This window comes from Kribbella sp. C-35 (genome assembly GCF_046549195.1).
GTDB lineage: Bacteria > Actinomycetota > Actinomycetes > Propionibacteriales > Kribbellaceae > Kribbella.
Genome location: NZ_JAJPWG010000005.1, coordinates 175,148 through 193,438 on the forward strand (window position 1 = coordinate 175,148; position 18,291 = coordinate 193,438).

17 protein-coding genes are annotated in these 18,291 nt (G+C 66.9%); 6 read left to right on the forward strand and 11 right to left on the reverse strand.

What is annotated here, in order from left to right; genetic code table 11:
• The 3 genes from ACLJOO_RS31230 to ACLJOO_RS31240 are packed head-to-tail and all read right to left on the reverse strand — an operon-like array spanning nt 1 to nt 3,048.
• Nucleotides 1-840, reverse strand: coding sequence for a carbohydrate ABC transporter permease (locus ACLJOO_RS31230; RefSeq protein ID WP_410791118.1), 840 nt, complete (start codon nt 838-840; stop codon nt 1-3).
• Nucleotides 837-1,727: a carbohydrate ABC transporter permease gene (locus tag ACLJOO_RS31235; RefSeq protein WP_410791120.1), complete on the reverse strand. Its 891-nt coding sequence runs from the start codon at nt 1,725-1,727 to the stop codon at nt 837-839. Before ACLJOO_RS31235 ends, ACLJOO_RS31230 begins: the two co-directional genes overlap by 4 nt.
• Nucleotides 1,728-1,737: 10 nt before the next feature.
• Complete coding sequence (locus tag ACLJOO_RS31240; RefSeq protein WP_410791121.1) at nt 1,738-3,048, reverse strand: ABC transporter substrate-binding protein; 1,311 nt, start codon at nt 3,046-3,048, stop codon at nt 1,738-1,740.
• 220 nt (nt 3,049-3,268) lie between these two features.
• On the opposite strand from ACLJOO_RS31240, the gene ACLJOO_RS31245 reads away from it, so the two are divergent.
• Genes ACLJOO_RS31245 through ACLJOO_RS31255 form a run of 3 tightly spaced genes read left to right on the forward strand, consistent with a single transcriptional unit; the run spans nt 3,269 to nt 6,538 of the window.
• Nucleotides 3,269-3,433: a hypothetical protein gene (locus tag ACLJOO_RS31245; protein ID WP_410791122.1), complete on the forward strand. Its 165-nt coding sequence runs from the start codon at nt 3,269-3,271 to the stop codon at nt 3,431-3,433.
• Nucleotides 3,434-3,458: 25 nt separating this feature from the next.
• The gene (locus tag ACLJOO_RS31250; protein ID WP_410791123.1) at nt 3,459-4,670 is read left to right on the forward strand and encodes a NosD domain-containing protein; all 1,212 of its coding nucleotides are present in this window, start codon (nt 3,459-3,461) and stop codon (nt 4,668-4,670) included.
• The gene (locus ACLJOO_RS31255) at nt 4,667-6,538 is read left to right on the forward strand and encodes a ricin-type beta-trefoil lectin domain protein (RefSeq protein WP_410791124.1); all 1,872 of its coding nucleotides are present in this window, start codon (nt 4,667-4,669) and stop codon (nt 6,536-6,538) included. Before ACLJOO_RS31250 ends, ACLJOO_RS31255 begins: the two co-directional genes overlap by 4 nt.
• A 69-nt stretch (nt 6,539-6,607) precedes the next feature.
• On the opposite strand, the gene ACLJOO_RS31260 is transcribed toward ACLJOO_RS31255, so the two are convergent.
• The 3 genes from ACLJOO_RS31260 to ACLJOO_RS31270 form a co-directional block, all read right to left on the reverse strand.
• A complete protein-coding gene (locus ACLJOO_RS31260) occupies nt 6,608-8,026 on the reverse strand; it encodes a hypothetical protein (RefSeq protein WP_410791126.1) in 1,419 nt (472 codons plus the stop codon).
• A 171-nt stretch (nt 8,027-8,197) separates the two neighbouring features.
• Nucleotides 8,198-8,398, reverse strand: a complete 201-nt coding sequence (locus tag ACLJOO_RS31265) for a hypothetical protein (protein WP_410791127.1) — start codon at nt 8,396-8,398, stop codon at nt 8,198-8,200.
• A gap of 187 nt (nt 8,399-8,585) precedes the next feature.
• Nucleotides 8,586-8,774, reverse strand: a complete 189-nt coding sequence (locus ACLJOO_RS31270; protein WP_410791128.1) for a hypothetical protein — start codon at nt 8,772-8,774, stop codon at nt 8,586-8,588.
• A gap of 184 nt (nt 8,775-8,958) precedes the next feature.
• Between ACLJOO_RS31270 and ACLJOO_RS31275 the strand changes: the two genes are divergently transcribed.
• Nucleotides 8,959-9,690 (forward strand): dienelactone hydrolase family protein, encoded by a 732-nt coding sequence (locus ACLJOO_RS31275; protein WP_410791129.1) that lies wholly within the window; start codon nt 8,959-8,961, stop codon nt 9,688-9,690.
• 21 nt (nt 9,691-9,711) lie between these two features.
• Here the strand turns inward: ACLJOO_RS31275 and hrpB are convergent, their stop codons facing one another.
• Together hrpB and ACLJOO_RS31285 are read right to left on the reverse strand one after the other, a co-directional pair.
• Entirely contained in the window at nt 9,712-12,264 is a 2,553-nt protein-coding gene (hrpB, locus tag ACLJOO_RS31280; protein ID WP_410791131.1) for an ATP-dependent helicase HrpB, read from the reverse strand.
• Between the two features lie 51 nt (nt 12,265-12,315).
• Complete coding sequence (locus ACLJOO_RS31285) at nt 12,316-12,909, reverse strand: TetR/AcrR family transcriptional regulator (RefSeq protein ID WP_410791132.1); 594 nt, start codon at nt 12,907-12,909, stop codon at nt 12,316-12,318.
• Between the two features lie 85 nt (nt 12,910-12,994).
• On the opposite strand from ACLJOO_RS31285, the gene ACLJOO_RS31290 reads away from it, so the two are divergent.
• Together ACLJOO_RS31290 and ACLJOO_RS31295 are read left to right on the forward strand one after the other, a co-directional pair.
• Nucleotides 12,995-13,504 carry an AAA family ATPase gene (locus ACLJOO_RS31290; RefSeq protein WP_410791133.1) on the forward strand — a complete coding sequence of 170 codons (510 nt, stop codon included), beginning with the start codon at nt 12,995-12,997 and terminating at the stop codon, nt 13,502-13,504.
• Between the two features lie 145 nt (nt 13,505-13,649).
• Nucleotides 13,650-14,759: an ROK family protein gene (locus tag ACLJOO_RS31295; RefSeq protein WP_410791134.1), complete on the forward strand. Its 1,110-nt coding sequence runs from the start codon at nt 13,650-13,652 to the stop codon at nt 14,757-14,759.
• Here the strand turns inward: ACLJOO_RS31295 and ACLJOO_RS31300 are convergent.
• The 3 genes from ACLJOO_RS31300 to ACLJOO_RS31310 are packed head-to-tail and all read right to left on the reverse strand — an operon-like array spanning nt 14,749 to nt 18,276.
• Complete coding sequence (locus ACLJOO_RS31300) at nt 14,749-16,518, reverse strand: glycoside hydrolase family 97 catalytic domain-containing protein (protein ID WP_410791135.1); 1,770 nt, start codon at nt 16,516-16,518, stop codon at nt 14,749-14,751. The two genes, ACLJOO_RS31295 and ACLJOO_RS31300, sit on opposite strands and share 11 nt — an antisense overlap.
• A gap of 1 nt (nt 16,519) precedes the next feature.
• Nucleotides 16,520-17,533, reverse strand: a complete 1,014-nt coding sequence (locus ACLJOO_RS31305) for a Gfo/Idh/MocA family protein (protein WP_410791136.1) — start codon at nt 17,531-17,533, stop codon at nt 16,520-16,522.
• Complete coding sequence (locus ACLJOO_RS31310) at nt 17,530-18,276, reverse strand: ThuA domain-containing protein (RefSeq protein WP_410791138.1); 747 nt, start codon at nt 18,274-18,276, stop codon at nt 17,530-17,532. Before ACLJOO_RS31310 ends, ACLJOO_RS31305 begins: the two co-directional genes overlap by 4 nt.
• Nucleotides 18,277-18,291 lie beyond the last annotated feature (15 nt).

Sequence of the window (18,291 nt, forward strand, 5' to 3'; positions counted from 1 at the left end):
TCAGCCCTTGACGGCGCCGAGGGTCAGGCCGGCGACGATGTGTCGCTGGAGCGCGAGAGTGAGCAGGATGACGGGGACGGAGTACACCGCCGAGAGCGCGGTCATTCCGCCCCAGTCCAGGCCGAACTGGGTCTGGAAATTGGCGATCACGATCGGCGTTGTCTGAGCCCGCACCGACGTGAGCAGCAGTGCGAACAGGAACTCGTTCCAGGACGCGAGGAAGGCGAAGATGGCCGTGACCGCCAAGCCGCCGGAAACGACCGGCAGAACGACGTGTCGGAACGCCTGCAGCCGATCGCTGCCGTCGACCTTGGCGGCTTCTTCCAGCTCGACCGGGACCGCCTCGAAGAAGCTCGACATCAGCCAGATCGACAGCGGCAACGAGATCGTGGTGTGGGCGATCGCCAAACCGATCGTGGTGTCCGAGATGCCGAGCCGCCGCATCGTCTCGACCAGCGGCGCGCCGACCGCGATCGTCGGCACCATCCGGGTGACCAGCGCCGCGACCACGAAGATGCGCCCGCTCGGCGTTCGGTAGCGGGTGATCGCGTACGCCGCCGGCACTCCGAGGGCGAGTGAGAACGCCGTACTGAGCACTGCGGTTGCGACGCTGTTGATCAGCGCCGGTACGACGCCTTCCTTGCTGAGCGCGGCGACGTAGTTGTCGAGCGTCCACTGCGACGGCAACACCTGGGGCGGTACGGCGATCGCGTCGAGCGGCGTCTTGAACGACGTCAGCAGAAGGTAGACGAAGGGGAAGCCGTACAGCACCAGTACGGCAGCCAGCGCGCCCCACAGGATGACGCGCGTCGGACGGCGACGGGTCTCGAGGCCGTTCATGCCTGATCACCCCCGGGCCGCCAGATGGCGAAGATCGCGACCGCTGCGACCACGAGCATCCCGATCAGGTAGACGGTGCCCATCGCACTGGCCAGGCCAGGGTCGCCGTTGCGCGTCATCGTGCGGTAGATCAGCAGGCTCAGGGTCGTCGTACTGTCCTGTGGCCCGCCGTTGGTCTGGATCAGGATGATGTCGAACGCGCGGGCCGCATCGATGCCGCGAACGATCAGCGCCACGGCGATCACGGGTCGCAGCAGCGGCAGGATGATCCGGAACAGCAGCGTCGGGAACCGTACGCCGTCGATCCGTGCGGCCTCGATGACGTCACCCGGCACGTTCTGCAGTCCCGCGAAGAGGACGAGCGTGATGAACGAGGTCGTCAGCCAGATGTCCGGCAGCGCCACCGAGAACAGTGCGATCGTCGGATTGCTCAGCCAGGCGATCTGGTCCGTGCTGTGCAGCAGTCCGATCCGGCGCAGTAGCTCGTTGAGGATGCCGAAGTTGTCGATGAGCAGGAATCGCCACAGCAGGCCGGCAACCACCGGGGCGACCATGAGCGGGTACATGAAGACAGTCCGGAACACCGCCGACCGGCTGCCGAGCGCTGCGAAGACCAACGCCACGGCAAGCCCGAAGGTGAATTCGAGCGCGACCACGATGACCGTGTAGACGATCGTCCGCAGCGCCGCTCCTTGGAATGCAGGCGAAGCGAACGCCGTCGCGAAGTTCTCGAAACCCACGAACTTCCGCGGGCCGCCGGCCATCGGCGAGATCTCGTAGAACGCGTTGACGACGAATCTGAGCAGTGGCCACGCCACGAAGGCGGCGAGGAACAAGGCGGCCGGCGCGATCAGTGCGAGTGCGAACCGGCGGTCGGTGAGGCGCACAGAGGTGTCCCTACTTGACGATCGCTTGAATCTGAGCCTTCGCCTGTTTCAGCAGTGCCGCGTTGTCCGCGCCCTTGGCGACCGCCTTCTGCAGCATCGGCGTCAGCACCGAGGTCACGATCTCCTGCCACTTCGGTGTGGCCGGCCGCGCGACCGTCGCGGGAGACTTCAACGTCGTGAGGATGGCCGGGTAGTTCTCGTGCCCGGCGACGCCGGCCTGCGATTCGAACGCCGAGATCCGTGCGACAAGGCCCAACGACGTCTTGATCGAGAGGTCGTTGTGCTCGTAGGCGAAGGCGATGAACTTCTTGGCCTCGGCCTGCTTGTCGGTTGCCTTGGGCACCGAGAGGTACCAGGCGCCCGGTACGCCGGCGATGCCGCCGGGTCCCGCGATCATCGGAGCGACGCCGATCTTGCCTTTGACCGCGGCGTTGGCCGGGGTCTGGGTATAGGCATGTCCCCAGAAGCGCATCATCGCGAGCTTGCCCTGGTAGAAGAGGTTCTGCGCGCCGGCCCAGTCGAGCTGCGCGGCGCCAGGCGGCGCGTACGGCAGCAGGCTGGTGTAGAAGTTCAACGCTGCCAGGTGATCGGCGTCGTCGATGGTGACGTCGCCGCTCTTCGGATCGAGAACCATCGTCTTCTCGCCGGTCTGCGAAACCGTGGCCAGCCACTCCGTCTCGACCGCACCCTTCACATCGGTGCCGTACAGATCGGTCTGGCCGTCGCGGTTCGTGTCGCGGGTGAAGAACTCGGCCACGTCCTTGTACTGCTTCCACGTGGTCGGCGGCACGAGCGCGTACCCGTACTTGGCCTGGAAGGCCGCCTTCTCCTTCGGGTCGCCGAACAGGTCGGTCCGGTAGTAGAGGATCTCGGAGTTCGTCCAGACCGGCATTCCGACGTACGACCCGCCGACCTGTGCCTCGGTCACCAGGCCCGGGAACAGATCGCGCTTCACGTCGTCGGTGAACAGATCGTCGAGTGGCGAGACACCGGCCGAGAAAGCGCTCAGCCAGATGGCGTCGAGCGCCGCGACATCGAACGACGTCTTGCCCGAGCCGAGCTCGGTCTGGATCCGGTCGTAGAGACCGTCGTACGGCAGTTCGACCAGTTCGACCGTCGTACCGGTGTCCTTCTGGTAGAGATCGGCGATCGGCTGGAGCTCCGCCTTTCCGCCGCCCTCCACCAGGACGGTGAGCTTGCCGGCGGCGCCTTCCGAGCTTCCACCGGCCCCGCATCCGGCGATCGCCAGGATCACACTCGTCGCAACGGCGATGCCGGCCATCGCGGTCCGGAGACGACCGCTCGTGCTGCGAAGTTTCATACTCCGACTCCGTTCCAGGCTGGTGATTAAACGTTTTGGCAAAACGTCTTGGCAGCAGTGTTTGCCCGCCGGGGCCGGTCGGTCAACGCCAAAATTCCGCCAAACAGCTGCCAAAACTTTTGGCACCGGCGACGATCTTGCCGCCGTCTGGACGCAGTCCTACCTTCGGATCAATTCCGCTCTGCCAAAACCTTTTGGCAAACCTCGAGAAGGAGCCGCCGTGAACTCCTCCACCCCTCCTGACGCACGCCTCTCGCGCCGGGTCTTCCTGGCAGCCGCGGCCGCCGTGAGCGCCGCGGGCTACCTCCAGCTGCCCAGCACGCCGGCGGTTGCAGCCGCTGACCCGGCGCCGCGACCGCACAACACCCTCCTCGGCGTGCTCTGACCCCCACACCAGGAAAGAGAAGACGATGCCCTCGACGATCTACGACGTCACCACCTGGACCATTCCCGGCAGCCCATCGACGACCGCCTACACCGACATCGGCGCCGTCGTGAACAGCATCATCGCCGACATCAAGACGAACCAGCCGGCCCAGGCCTCGAAGCCCGGAGCGGTCATCTACATCCCGCCGGGCGACTACTCGCTCAAGACCCGGATCGTCATCGACATCAGCTACCTGCAGATCAAGGGATCCGGACACGGCTTCACGTCGTCGAGCATCCGCTACAACGCCGGCAACACCTCCGGCTGGCACGAGATCTGGCCGGGCGGCAGCCGAATCCGGGTCGAGAACACCGACGGGAACGCCGAGGCCATCCTGATCAGCCGCAGCGGCGACCCCCGGCTCAGCTCGATCGAACTGCTCGACTTCTGTCTCGACGGCGTCTCGTTCACTCCGAATCAGAACAGCTACCTCAACGGCAAGATCGGCATCCGATCGACCACCGCCACCGACTCGCTGCGGATCACCGGGATGGGCCTGGTCTACCTCGAACGCGGCATCGTGATCACCGACGCCGACGCACTGCACATCCAAGGCAACTTCGTCTGCGAGAACGGCAGCTGCATCGAGCTCGTCGGGTCCGGGCAGGCCAGCATGGTCAACGACAACATGATCGGCGCCGGCTATGTGGGCTTCTCGATCTTCGCCGAGAACCACTTCGGCCTGATCGTCTCCGGGAACAACATCTTCCCGCGGGGCAAGAGCTCGGTGCACCTGAAGAACTCCACGAACAACAACATCAGCGCGAACCGCCTGCACGCCTTCTATCCGGGGATGATCCAGTGCGAAGGCGCCTGCCACAACAACCTGATCGGGTCGAACCACTTCCTCCGGGTCCCCGAATCGTTCCCCGCGATGACCGGCTACAACAACGGGCTCGACGATCTCTTCGGGCTGGTGCAGCTCAACGGTAGCGGCAACACTGTGGTCGGAAATCACTTCTCGTACGACGTACCGCCTGCGAACATCACGCCGTCCGGCGCGACCCCGACGATTGTCCTGGTGAAGTCGGGGAGCAACAACTACGTCGCAACCAATCACACGGCCGCGAACGTCGCCGTACGCACCGTCGTACTCGACGGATCGACGGTCAACACGAAGGTCCTCGACTGCGGCACCGCGGCGCAGTTCCAGGCGCTGAGCGGAGCGACGTACGGGTTCCGGGCCACGCCATGATCCGGGTCGCGTCGTTCCTGGCCTGGGTCCTGGCGCTCACCGGTATCCCGGCGGTCCCGGCCGCCGTGGCCGGCTCACCCTCCGACTATCCGGAGTACCCGTACGCCGCCACCGACTACACCGAACCGTTCCGCGGTCAGTTCCACTTCAGCCCGCAGAACGGCTTCATGAACGACATCAACGCTCCGCTGTACTACCGCGGCGTCTACCACCTGTTCTTCCAGCACAATCCGCACGGGCTCGGCTGGGACGCCGCGGTGCACTGGGGACACGCGACGAGCACGGACCTGGTGCATTGGACGCAGCAACCGATCTCCCTCGAACCGGGTGTGCAGAGCGGCACTCTCTGGTCGGGATCGGGCTGGGTCGACGTGAACAACGTGACCGGCCTGAAGGTCGGGTCCGACGACCCGATCCTGCTGTTCACCAACACCGACGGCGTCAGCATCGCGTACTCGACCGACGGGGCGAAGACCTTCCAGATGTACGACGGCGGCGCGAAGGTCATCACCGATCCGGTCGAGAGCCGCGATCCCAAGGTGCAGTGGGACCCGCAGCACAACCGCTGGGAACTCGTCACATTCCGGGCCGGGACCGGCGCCGCCTTCTACACCTCGACGAACCTGCTCGACTGGACCTATCGCGGCGCCTACGCGGCCGGCTGGTTCGTCGAATGTCCCGACCTCTACCAACTGCCGGTCGACGGGAACTCCAACGACCGGAAGTGGGTCCTCCAGGATGCCAGCGGCGAGTACGTCATCGGCTCACTCGACGCGAACGGACTGTTCGTCGCGGACTCGGCGATCCCGCAGCGGATGGAATGGGGAGTCTCCGGCGCGGCCTTCCCCCCGTCCACCTGGTACGCGCCCCAGACCTTCAACCAGCTGCCGAACGGCCGCATCGTCCAACTGGGGTGGCAGCCGAGCAACGCCGGCGTGACCTGGACCGGCAACGCGTCCTTCCCGGTCGAGCTCGCCCTGAAGACCTATCCGGAGGGCATCCGCCTCACTCGCAATCCGGTCAGCGAGATCTCCACCATCCGTACGTCGACGCAGACCTGGGGAACGCGCACGATCACGACGGATCCGGCGACCGATCCGCTCAGCGGCGTCTCCGCCGACACATACGAGATCAGGGCGCAGTTCGACCTGACGGGCGCGACAGCGTCGGAGTTCGGATTCCGCCTGCACGCGCGCTCGGACGGATCGAGCGATCGCACTGTCGCGTACGGCGTTGCGGCGCAGACCCTGTACGGCGCGCCGCTGCCGCCGACCTCGAACCAGGTCACGATCAGGCTCCTCGTGGACCGCGGACAACTGGAGGTCTTCGGCAACGACGGCAAGACCGTGGTGAGCGACAACGTCGCCTTCGACTCCTCCCCCGCGAGCCTCGGGCTTCACCTGTACGCCGTCGGCGGCGCGGTCACACTCACTTCGCTCAGCTTCTCCCCCATCGGCTCGACCTGGACGCCCGGTCCTGCGGGCTCGGCTCCCGCCGGCGCCATCGCGTCGACCACGCGCCAGGACCTGTGCGTCGACCGCGATGTTGCCAGCGGCAACGTGCAGCTGTGGTCCTGCCTGGCGAACCCCAACCAGACGTGGAGTCTCGACAGCTTCGGACAGCTGAAAACCGGAGGCGTCTGCCTGGAGGTACCGTCCGGCCAGACGGCGAACCTGACCTTGGTCCACGTCGCGGCCTGCTCCGGCGGCGGCAACCAGAGGTGGCGCCAAGGCAACTTCGGCTCGCTGATCAACCAGGCCTCCGGGCGGTGCCTGGACCTGCCCGAGGCGGACTTCACCAACGGCCGCCAGTTGCAGATCTACGACTGCGTCGGAACCCGCAACCAGAGCTGGGTCGGCCCGGCCTGACTCACCCGACACCCGGGGTGGGCACTCGCAGCAGTGCCCACCCACCACAATCACACCCGGCGGCTCTGGTCAGAAGGTGGGGAGCTCGAGGATGCCTCCTTGGTCGTCGTCGCTGCCGGGCAGCGCGCCCACGTAGGTCACCCAGATCCTGGATCCGTCGGTCGAGGTCGCGATGCCGTTCAGCCGTGCAGCACCGAGCGAGTGACGCCCCACGCGAACTCTGCGGACGCCGACGACCGTGCCGTCCTGGTGCATCCGGACGATCGTGTCGTTGCCACGGTTGCAGACGTAGAAGTCACTGCCCGGCTGCAGCGTCGTGTTGCTGGCCCGGTCAGGATGCACGATCTCGATCCGCACCGGAGCCAGATCGAGCGGCTGATCCAAACCGGATGACCTGATGGTGCGGATTCCGCTGGGCACGAAGACCTCGTTGCCTGCCGGGCCACCGATCGTCAGCGTGATCACCTTGATGGAATCGTCGAAAGGCTGACTCACGTACAGGACGACCTCAGGCGAATAGCTCATCAGGACACCGAGCCGCGGCAACGCGGCCCGCCCGCCATGACCAGTGTCATGACCCCAGGAACGATTGACCAGCGGCTGGACCGTACGCGGTGGAGCGATGCCGTCGAGCGCCTTCACCGTGTGCTCCTGGACGATGCTGCCGTCAGCCACGACGACAGCGAACACGGCACGCCCGCTGCCGTCCGGGGATCGGCCGATGAGCGCCGTACCGACAGCCGCCTTCGACAGCGCACCCGCGACGACCTGGACCGGGGCGCGGCCGGTGATGTCGTCGAAATAGACGCCACCTGTGCTCGGGTTGAGGGCGTTGTTCAACGGACGCCCGTCCGGATCGGCGATCGACGACGAGCCGGGGCCGTTCAGCCCGTACGGCGCATTGGCCGGCCAGAACCGGCCGAAGGCATTGTTGATCGACATGCCGAGCGGGTTCGCGACCGCTGTCTGGTCCGCGGTCACAGCACCGGGCGTGTAGACACCGTTGCGCCAGTTAGGGCTCTGCGCGCTGTACATCTGGACGGCTCCGCCCAGCGCGGACGCCTGCCCACCGGAGGCCGCGAACCCGGCCGGTACGGCGAGATCGGCGCTGCCCGGATCGATCGAAAGGAACGCCCCCGCCTCCTGGTCCTCGTTGGCCTTCGGGGCGCCGAAGTTCGACCTGCTCCCGACCAGGACGCGGGTCGGATCGCACACCCGGCCAGGCTGCGTGAATGCCGCAAGCACCGGGTTGGAATTGATCGGGCTCCCCGGCAGGAAGGTGCCGATCGGAGCGATCGCCGACGCGCCGGGAATGCCGACCGCCACGACGCGGCCGCTGATCGTCGGCACGTCGCTGCGATCCCCGGCGTAGGCGCTCGACGTGCTCGTGACCGCGTCCACACCGGCAACACCCGCCAACCCAAGGGCCACGAGAGCCTGACGCCGACTGATCTGGAAACCGCGTTCGGGCATGTTCGTACCTGACATGATCAACCTCCCCGTCCCCACCTACTGCTGCCACAGACCAGCAAGACCGCGCGGTCGTGACGTGCCCTTGCCCCCTGGCAGTGCACTACTGATTTGGAGACCCGCCAGTCACGAAAAGCACCGAGCAGACCCCGATCGATGACGCCAGTCTCAATCGCAGCAACGGCATTGTCACGACCTCGGACGCCACCGTCTGAGGATGTCGTGCAGGTGGTTGGCCAGCGCGCTTGCGTTCACGAGTTGTGGATCGGTACGCCGTACGACGGCCAACTCGACCTCGGCCACAGCGAACTCGCGGCTCAACGAGCCGGGCGGCACCGGTCGCGTGGCGCCGTCGGCCACGAGCTGGGTGAGGCCAACGGCAACCGCCACAACGCGAGCGAGCCGCTCGTGCATCCGTGGCAGCCGGGCAAAGCCACGGGCCACCAGCTATCTGACCTCGTCGATGGTCGGCCGCCGATCGGTCGGCTCGAGGACGACGATCCCACCGACGTGCTGAGCGGCGCCCGTACGCTCGACATGCAGAAAGAACGCGTCCGCGCCAGCCCGCAGCCGCCGGTCAGAGTTCGCCGCCGAGTGCTTCCGCGAGGCCCTCTGTGGTCAGGCCGAGCCGGCGGAGCAACTCGGCGTCCGCGTCGTTGTCGGGGTCGATCCGATCGGGCAACTGTCCCGCGATCGAATCGGCGAATTCAGGCCCGTACGCACGACGAATGACTGCCAATGCCTGAGCCTTCGTATGAATCGCCATCACTCCAGCTTTCCGTTCTCGGGCTTGATGTCTGTCTCAAAGGTGACCATGGCTCCTCTTGGCGTCGAACGGCGTCGTCAATCAGGTAGACCGGCTCCACCACCCATCTGTGACACCACAGGTCCCTCCCGCCGTCGGTGTGCAGTCCAGCCAGACCGCACAGTCTGGTCTAGCCTCTCGAGGTATGGACGTACTCGACTCGTGGACGGCCGGTAGCTACAGCGCTGCGGGCGCGACGCATCAGACGTTTCGTAAGGGCAGCGGCCCCGGGGTGATCGTGATCCATGAGATACCGGGCATAACCCCCGCAGTCGTCGCTTTCGCCGACGAGGTGGTCGGACGCGGCTTCACGGTCGTGATGCCGGTGCTGTTCGGACGCCCAGGCGCGCCGGCGACGGTAGGCGAAACGATCCGCAGTGTCGCCCGGATCTGTGTCAGCAGGGAGTTCAGCATGTTCGCGCTCCAGCAGACCACGCCGGTGGCCGCCTGGCTGAGGTCCCTGGCCAGTGATCTGCACACGGAGCTCGGTGGTCCCGGCGTCGGCGCCGTCGGCATGTGTTTCACCGGCGGCTTCGCGCTGGCGATGCTGGCCGGCGCGCCGGTCGCCGCGCCGGTCCTTGCCCAGCCGGCCTCACCAGCGCCCGTCGGCCGCGCGCGAAAGGCCGACCTCGGGCTGAGCCCCGCCGATCTCGCCTCGGTGAAGGCGAAGGTGGCGGCCGGCTGCCCCGTGCTCGGCCTTCGCTACCAAGGCGATCCCGCGGTCGGCACGCGGTTCGACACCCTCCGCGACGAGCTCGGTGACAAGTTCATCGCGGTCGAGTTCCCCGGCCGCAAACACGCCACTCTGACCGAGCACCGCCAGCAGGAGGCCGTCGACCGCGTACTGGCGTTCTTCGAGCAACAACTGAACCCGTAGCCCAGGGCACGCAAGCTCGGTTCACCGGCGAGGTTTCGGTCGCTTGGTCGGGATGGCGGTGAGTGGATCTTCCGGCCAGGGATGGCGGGGGTAGCGGGCTCGCAGGTCGGCTCGAACCTGGGGATAGCCCTGCTTCCAGAAGGAGGCGAGGTCGCTCGTGATCGCGACCGGGCGCCGCGCGGGAGACAGCAGGTGCAGAACGACCGGGACACGGCCGTCCGCGACGGATGGAGTGGCGGTCCAGCCGAATACTTCCTGCAGCTTTACTGCGAGCACCGGCGGCTCGGGACCGTCGTACGCGAGTCGCACCTCGGAGCCCGACGGGACCTGCAGCCGTTCCGGCGCGAGTTCACCGAACCGGGTTGCTGCGGGCCACGGGAGTAACCGCCGGAGCGCCGAAGCCACGTCGATGTGGGCAAGGTCGCGCGAGCCTCGCACGGAGGCAAGCTCGGGACCCAGCCATTCGTCGAGATCGGCCAGAAGCGCCTCGTCGTCGACCGCAGGCCACGGAGCGCCAAGGTGGGCGTGGCAGAACGCGAGCCGCTCTCGCAGGGCAAGTGCGGCCTCCGACCAGCGCAAGACGGACAGACCGCTGCGCCGGATACCGTCGCGGACGGCCGCTTGGACGCGCAGCGGGTCGGGCTTCGCCAGCGGTACGTCGTTGAGCACGATCGCGCCGAGTGCCTCGACGCGTCGGGTCACGATCCGGCCGTCGTCCCAGCGGATCTGATCGGTCGTCGAGACGAGGTCGCCGGCGATGTCTCGCGCGGTCTGCTCGTCGATCGGCGCCGCGGAACGGATCCTGGCGTCGGCGCGACCGGGTGCCCGGTCGGCAGCCGCGATCGCCAGCCAGGCCGTGGTTCGCAACGGCGACTGCGGATCCAGCACAGCACCCGTACCACCAGCCATCTGGTACGTCGCGGAGTCGGCCCCCCGCACCCGCGCAATCCGATCCGGATACGCCAACCCCACCACAACCCCCACCGCAAGATCATCCGGTACACCCTGCGTCCCCCGACCACCCGGCGCACCACCCACCGGCCGCGCTTCAGCTCCGTCCGCTGGGTCGCCGGTTGTCGTGCCTCGGTTGAGGCGCTTCGTTTCCTCTCGCCAGCGGGCCGTGGCCCCGCGGTCCTCGCCGCGGCGGAGGGCTCGCCAGCGGGCTGGTAGATCGTCGCCGAAATCGCGGCCGGAGTCGTCCGAGAGCATCGCGACGACCTCGCGTGCCCGGTCGGCGCCGACCCGCGGCGTACCGTCCAGCAACGCGCGAGCCAACCGAGGATGCGCCCCAATCGCCGCCATCCGCCGTCCCCGCTCGGTGATCCGGCCGTCGTCGTCCAGGGCATCGAGGCGACGCAGCAACTCGGTGGCCGCGGTCATCGCCACCACCGGCGGCTGCTCGAGCAAGGTCAGACCGTCACCAGCAGGCGCGCCCCACGCCGCGAGGTCGAGGGCGAAGGCGGCCAGATCGGCTATCGCGATCTCCGGCGCCGCATGATCGTCGAGATGCGAGTGGTCGGTCGCAGACCAGCACCGATAGACCCGGCCGGGCGCCTCCCGCCCGGCGCGACCCGCTCGCTGGTCGGCCGACGATCTCGAAACCCGGCAGGTGACCAACGCACCGAGGCCACGGGACTGATCGGTCCGCGGCTCCCGGGCAAGACCCGAGTCGACCACAACCCTGACCCCGGGCACCGTCAGCGAACTCTCCGCGACCGACGTCGTGACCACGATCCGGCGAGTGGCGGCCGGTGCCAGCGCGCGGTCCTGTTCAGCCCTGGACTGACGACCGAACAACGGCAGGACATTCTGACCGGCCAACCGGCGAGTCACACCGTTGATCTCGGCCTCCCCCGGGACGAACACGAGGATGTCGCCTGCGTTCTCGGTCAGAGCGCGCTGGACGACGGCGGCGACGTGATCCAGCAAGCGCGGGTCGACCCGCCCACCGGGAAGCAGCGGCACGGGGACAGGTGGAGGCGTCCACTCGACCGCGACGTCGAACTGCGCCGCGGTCGCGCTGATCACGGGTGCCGCACCGTCCGAGCCCAACGCGCGACTCAGCCTGATCGTGTCCGCCGTGGCCGAGGTCGCAACGATCGCCAGGTCGTCCCGAAGGTTCGCCCGGATGTCGACGCAGAACGCGAGCAACAGATCGGCATCCAGATGCCGCTCGTGGCACTCGTCAATCACAATCGCAGCGACCCCCGGCAACTCCGGGTTCTGCTGCAGACGCCGTACGAGAAGCCCTGTCGTCACCACCTCGACGCGGAGCCCTTTGCCACCACTGCGTTCACCGCGCATCGCATAGCCGATCCGCTGCCCGAGCGGTTCCCCGACCAGCATCGCCAGCCGGGACGCAGCCGCGCGGGTTGCCATCCTTCGCGGCTCGGCGACGACGATCGTGCCCCCGAGCGCATCGCCCAACGCAAGCGGCAACAACGAGGTCTTCCCCGATCCGGGCGGCGCAACCAACACCGCCGTACCGCGCGAACGCACCGCATCGACCGTGGCAGGCAAAACCGCCCGGACAGGCAGATCAGCCCCCGGCACCGACGACTCAGGCAGCAGCACGCCCCGACGCTAGCCGACCAGTACGGACACGGTTTGCGGGGGCGACCGTAGTCAGCCGGTGAGGCTTCGTACCAGGCGGTTGAGCAGTACGGCGGCACGATCTGGGTCGTCGGCGACCGCGCCCAACGCGTCATAGGTAGGAAATGACGTCACGGCGATGACACCCGCCAGAACGTCCGCCTCGTCGACCGCTGACTCGGTCGTCGCCGCCGCTGTAAGGCGCCGTACTAGATGCTGCATCTGGTTGCCACGCCATTCCTCGCGTTGCGCCAGGATGGACGCGACTTCGTGGTCGGCACCGGCCAGGCCGAACAGCGGCCGGAGAAGCCGGCGCTCGGAGTGCCAGAACAGGCAGGTCCGCCGCACGATCACGGCGCACGCATCGCCGGCGCTCAGGTGCTGTGTATCCGTCAGGAGTTGGTCCATGCCGGCCCGGTCGGTGAGGTCGGCCAGCACCGAATCGAGCAGTCCACGCTTGGATCGAACCTGGTTGTAGACAGTCACCCGGGTCACCCCGGCCAGGTTGGCGACAGCCTCGATCGTGAAGCTCTGCCACTGTTGCGTAGCCAGTAGTTCCCGGGCGGCGTCGACGATCGCGCGACGCGTTGCCGCTGTCGCAGCGGCCCGCCGGCCGTTGGTGCTCACTGCGCGACCTCCCTTGACACGGTGTATAACGAGTGACTATACACCTTGTAAAGCGACTTGGGAGTTGAGGATGACTGACAGAGGATTGCTGCTCGAGTTCGGTGGCCTTCCCGGAACCGGGAAATCGACACTCGCCCGCCTGCTCGCCGCTGACACCAAGGCGGTGTGGCTGCGCATCGACGAGATCGAAGGCGCCCTGCGCCGCAACGGTCTGACCCCGGACCAGACCGGCCTTGCCGCCTACAGCGTGGCCCACGACGTAGCCGCGAATCATCTCCGGCGCGGCCTGACGGTGATCGCGGACGCCGTCAATCCGGTAGCCGAGGCTCGCAACGGCTGGCGCGACCTTGCGGCGACTGTCGACGCTGACCATGTGGTGATCGAAACGGTCTGTCCCGACAGCACCGAGCACCGCCGCCGGGTCGAGACCAGGGTCAGCGATCTGCCCGGCTGGGTGTATCCCTCCTGGGCCCAGGTGCATCGGATGATAACCGAGTACCAGCCGCGCACCGGTGATCACCTAGTCCTCGACACTACCCGTCCGGTAGACGTCTCCTATCAGGAACTGACGACCCATCTCACGCCAGAAAACTGATGCCCTCAGACCAGTTGCCACTGGCAACCGCATCGAGATCGGCGGCACGCCGTACCGCGGCCGGACGGCGAGTAGAATGCGGCTCATGGCCGGCGCGCAGAGATCGAAGCCGGTGACCAATCGGGCGTCTGAGCGAGTCTTCGCGATGGTCTTGACCAGAGGCCCGATATCTCGAGCTGACATCGCCCGGCAGACCGGGCTGTCGAAGGCAGCGGTCACGAAGGCCGCTCAGCCACTCCTTACTCGCGGCTACCTGGATGAACTCCTGGACCAAGGACGTCAGGTATCCGGGTCCGGCCGGCCGTCCAGTCCACTGAGTATCCGTGCGGATCGGGAGTTCTTCGTCGGGGTCAAGGTGACCGAGGACCATCTGGTCGGCGTTGTCACCGATCTGACAGCCCGGGAACTCGCTACCCAAACCTGGCCGCTGAAGTCGGCCGATGCCGAGCAGACGATTGCGCAGATCGCCGAGCTGGTGGCGGTCCTGCTGGACACCGAGCCGGCGTTCAAGGAGCGCACCCATTGCCTCGGGCTGGCGATCTCCGGCGACATCGACCGAGCCGCCGGCGTGGTTCGCTATTCGCCCTTTCTCGGCTGGCGACAGGTGCCGTTGGCCGAGCTGACCTCAGCCGCGACCGGCCTGACCGTGTCGATCGAGAACGATGTCAAGGCGTTGGCAGTTGCAGAGCACTGGTTCGGCGCCGGGGTCGGCACCGAGTGCTTTGCGGTGGTCACGGTCGGCATCGGGATCGGCTGTGCCTTGGTGATCGACAATCGCGTCCATCGCGGATCCCACGGCGTCGCCGGCGAGATCGGCCATGTCCCGGTCGCCGGCGACTCACCGCCATGTCACTGCGGCGGCCGGGGATGTGTCGAGGCGATTGCTGCCTCCGGGCCGATCGTCCGCGCGGTTCGGGACGCAACCGGTGATGAGTCGATCGACTTTCCCGAGGTGCTGCGGATGGCCATTGCCGGTCATGAGCCTGCCCGGCGCGCCGTGGGGCGGGCCGGGCAGGCGATCGGTCTGAGCGTCGCGGCGATGGCGAATCTTGTCGGCCCCGAGCGCATCCTCGTCACCGCCGACCTGGCCGCACTCGCCTCCTACCAGCACTTTCACGAGGAGGCGAGCGCGGCGTTCACCAGCCAGGCCTTCGGCGCCGCGGCCGACTGTGAGCTGACGTTCGGCTATCGGCCGTTCGAGGCCTGGGCCCGTGGTGCCGCAGCGGTCGCGATCCAGACTCTCTTCACCTTGTGAGCACCACCACGAACCCGCCGTTGTCGGCGACCTCGACGGTCAGGTTGTCGCCGGCTTCCACGGCGTACGTCGAGCTGACCACGTGTTCATGTGGATCGTCCGGCGACTCGGTGAACAACTCGGCCTGCCAACTCCCACCTGGGAGGAAGTCCAGTGGAACCGAGACCTCACGGGCCGTTCCGGCGACGCCGGCCCCGATGAACCATTGATCCCCGGACCGGCGGGCCAGGATCACATGATCTGACGGGTCCCCCGACAGCAACCGGGTCTCGTCCCACGCGGTCGGCACGATCGACAACAGTCGTTGTGCTGCCGGACGTTGCTGGTACGCCGCATAGTCGTCGGCGAAATGCTGGATGCCGGAGTCGAAGAGCACGGCCAGCGCGAGTTCGTGTCCGGCACTGATCGAGCGGACCGAACTGAAGGTCACTGGTGTGAAGTCCATCGGCCCCTGGACGTTGCGGGTGAAGGTCAGGGCGACGTAGTGCTCCGCAGGAAAGGGTTGCTTGCCCGGCTTGGGCTTGATCCACTCCGCACCCTTCACGGCCTCGGCGGACAGGAACTGCGGCCACGTACGTTCGGTACCGCGGGGAATCGTGCCGCCGTGGAACACGACCATCAGCTGCAGCCGGGCGGTCGCCGCCAGGATCGCATCGAACCACCGCATCCGATCCTGGCCGTCGGATTCGGTGAAGTCGATCTTGACGCCGGCCGCACCCCATTCCTTCCAGAGCGCCAGCTTCTCCCGATGCTCGATCTCGGAGTCGAGGTGCTGCCAGTGCGACCACAAGAAGATGCCGACGTTCCTGTCCGCCGCGTACTTGATCAGATCCGGCATCCACTCCTTGTTCCAGCCGGCATCAGCCAGGAGATACGGCCAGCCCTGCGAGGCCGCATAGTCGACCCACTTCTGCTGTGCTTCGAGATCGCGGGTCGACGGGCCGTCCGACCACCAGGACCACGCTGCTGCGCCGGGCTTGATCCAGGCAGTGTCGTCGACCTTCGACGGAGCGGCGAGACTGGTGATCAGATCGCTCTCGACGATGGTCGCCAGCTCGCCGATGATCGCGGTTCGCCAGGGGGTGACCAACGGGCTGGCCGAGGTCACATAGGGGTCGGGAAGGTCGACCTGGAAGGAAGCGCCGTCGAAGTCGAGGCGAGCGCCGGCATAGGTCGCGTCCAGGTTCGATTCGGTGATCAGCAGCCAGTTCTCGCCGGTCTTGAACAGCGCAGGGTAGCCGTAGCGCATCTTCTCGGCGGCGTCCACAGTGGTGTGGACATGCACTTCTTCATAGTCCGACCGGCCGTTGTCGTACGGGAGCAACACTGCCCGCGAGTCGCCCGCCAGCACGTACTCCGAGGTTTCGGCAGTGACCGTGACCGGTCCGGTCCACGGCACGTGATACCTATAGGCGACGCCTTGCGCACTGATCTGTACCTCGAGCTCGAGCCGGTCGGCGCCCTTGGTGAAGAACAGTTTCCAGCCGGTGGCGACGTAGTCATGATCATGACGTTTGCCGATCAGGGTGACGTAGGAGTCGTGGATCTCTTCCGACGTGATCCGATCGAAGCTCAGGCCTTCGCTGAGGTCGGCGTGAGCTGTCTGGATGCCGAGTCGCGACGGTGCGATGACCGCCCGGCCGGCCAGCTCAACGGCGAACGTCAGCCGGCCGCGGCTGTCGAGTGTGATGGTTGTGGTGAAGTTGGCGTAGGTGAGGTCCCAATGGGTCACGATCTGGCCTTCCGGGATAGATGTCACTTCACTTCTCCACGACCGCGACCTTGGAGTCGCCGGCCGCCGAGTCGAGCGCGGCCTCGAGCAGCGCGACGCTGTGGAAGTTGTCCGCGGCCGGTGAGCTCGGACTCCCCTGGCCCCCGACGGCATCCAGGAACATCCGCATGACTCCGGCCCGATCCCGCAGACCGGTCGGCTGCGGCACCTCGATCTCTTCCACGGAACCGTCCAGCCGGATGATCCTGACCGGAGCCTGGGGTTGGGCGTCGTACGTCGCCTCGCCCCAGGTGAGCATCCCCTCGTCGCCGCTGATCTGCCAGTAGCCCGACCACGGCGTACTGGCCGAGACGCCATTCGTCGAGAGGTGGTAGTTCACCACCAAGCCGGAGTCGAGTTCGATGATCAGGTCGGCGCCGTCGGTTCCTTGGTCGCGGGTGCTGATCGGTGTGTGCGGGACGCAGGTCACCGCGCTGCCGTTGGCGTCGAAGAAGTACCGCATCAGATCGAGGTGATGAATGGTCATCTCGGTGAGGGCATCGTTCCGAACGCCTTCGTGATCGCGATGGAATCGCACCGCGACGTTGCGCAGGGCACCGGCCGCCCCTTCGGTCAGCAGGCGCCGGACCACCGGCACTCCTGCTCCCCACCGGTAGTTCTGGTCGATTCCGAACACCAGATCCCTGGCGGCTGCCAGCCGGATCAGCTCGCGCGACGAATCCGTGTCCAGGGTCAAGGGCTTCTCCAGCAGCAGATGGCAGCCGGCCTCGAGAACCTCGCGGGCCACCTTCGCGTGTGCGCCGAACGCCACCGGAGCGAAGACGATCTTCACGTCGTCGTGCGCGGCATGTGCCTCGGCGAAGGAGCTGAACACAGCTTCCCTGGCCACGCCCACCCGCTCGATGAACGCCGCCTGCGACGCCCGCGAGCTGTCGACCCAACCGACCACCTCGAGGTCCTCGAGCTGCGGCAGTACTTTCGTCGCCCAGTCCGCGCCCCAGTTGCCGAGGCCGACCTGGATCAGCTTGAGTTTCGGGCTCATGCGTTCGCCTCCGTGGATTCCCACCAGTGCTCGGGTAGTTGCGGCACCTTGGCCGGGATCGCCTCGACCGGCGTCGGCGACTTCGCCCACCGGGCCGCGTTGGCCAGCACCAGCCGTACGTCGTCGCGGTAGTAGATCGGGTACTCCTCATGGCCGGCGGCGAGAAAGAAGATCCGGCCTCGGCCACGCTTCCAGCCGCAACCGCTGCGCAGGACCTCACCGCCTTCGTACGCTGTGATGAAGACGAGGTCATCGGGAGTCGGTACGTGCAGCGGCTCGCCGTACATCTCGCCCTCGGGAATCACCAACGGGTTCGGTACGCCCTGGGCGATCTGATGACCAGGCTCGACGGTCCACATCAACTCCCTGCCGCCGTGCCGCCACCAGCTCATCCGGCAGGTGGTGCCGAGTAGCGCCTGCGAGATCTTCGCCTCGATCGCCGAGTGCAAGATCAACAGGCCCATGCCGCCGAGGACACGAAGCCGGATCCGTTCGACGATCTCGTCGGACACCTCTCCGTGTTTCAGGTGGGCCCACCAGACCAGTACGTCGGTCTCGGCCAGCACACGCTCGGTCAGGCCGTGCTCGGGATCAGCCAGTACTGCGGTGCGAACCTCGGCCTCCGAACCGAACTGAGCCTCGAAACCCTCGGCCAGTACGCGGTGGATCCCCTCGGGATACACCGCCGCCACCCGCGGGTCCTTGGGTTCTTGGTAGTACTCGTTCCATACCGTGATCCGCATGGATCAAATCACCTC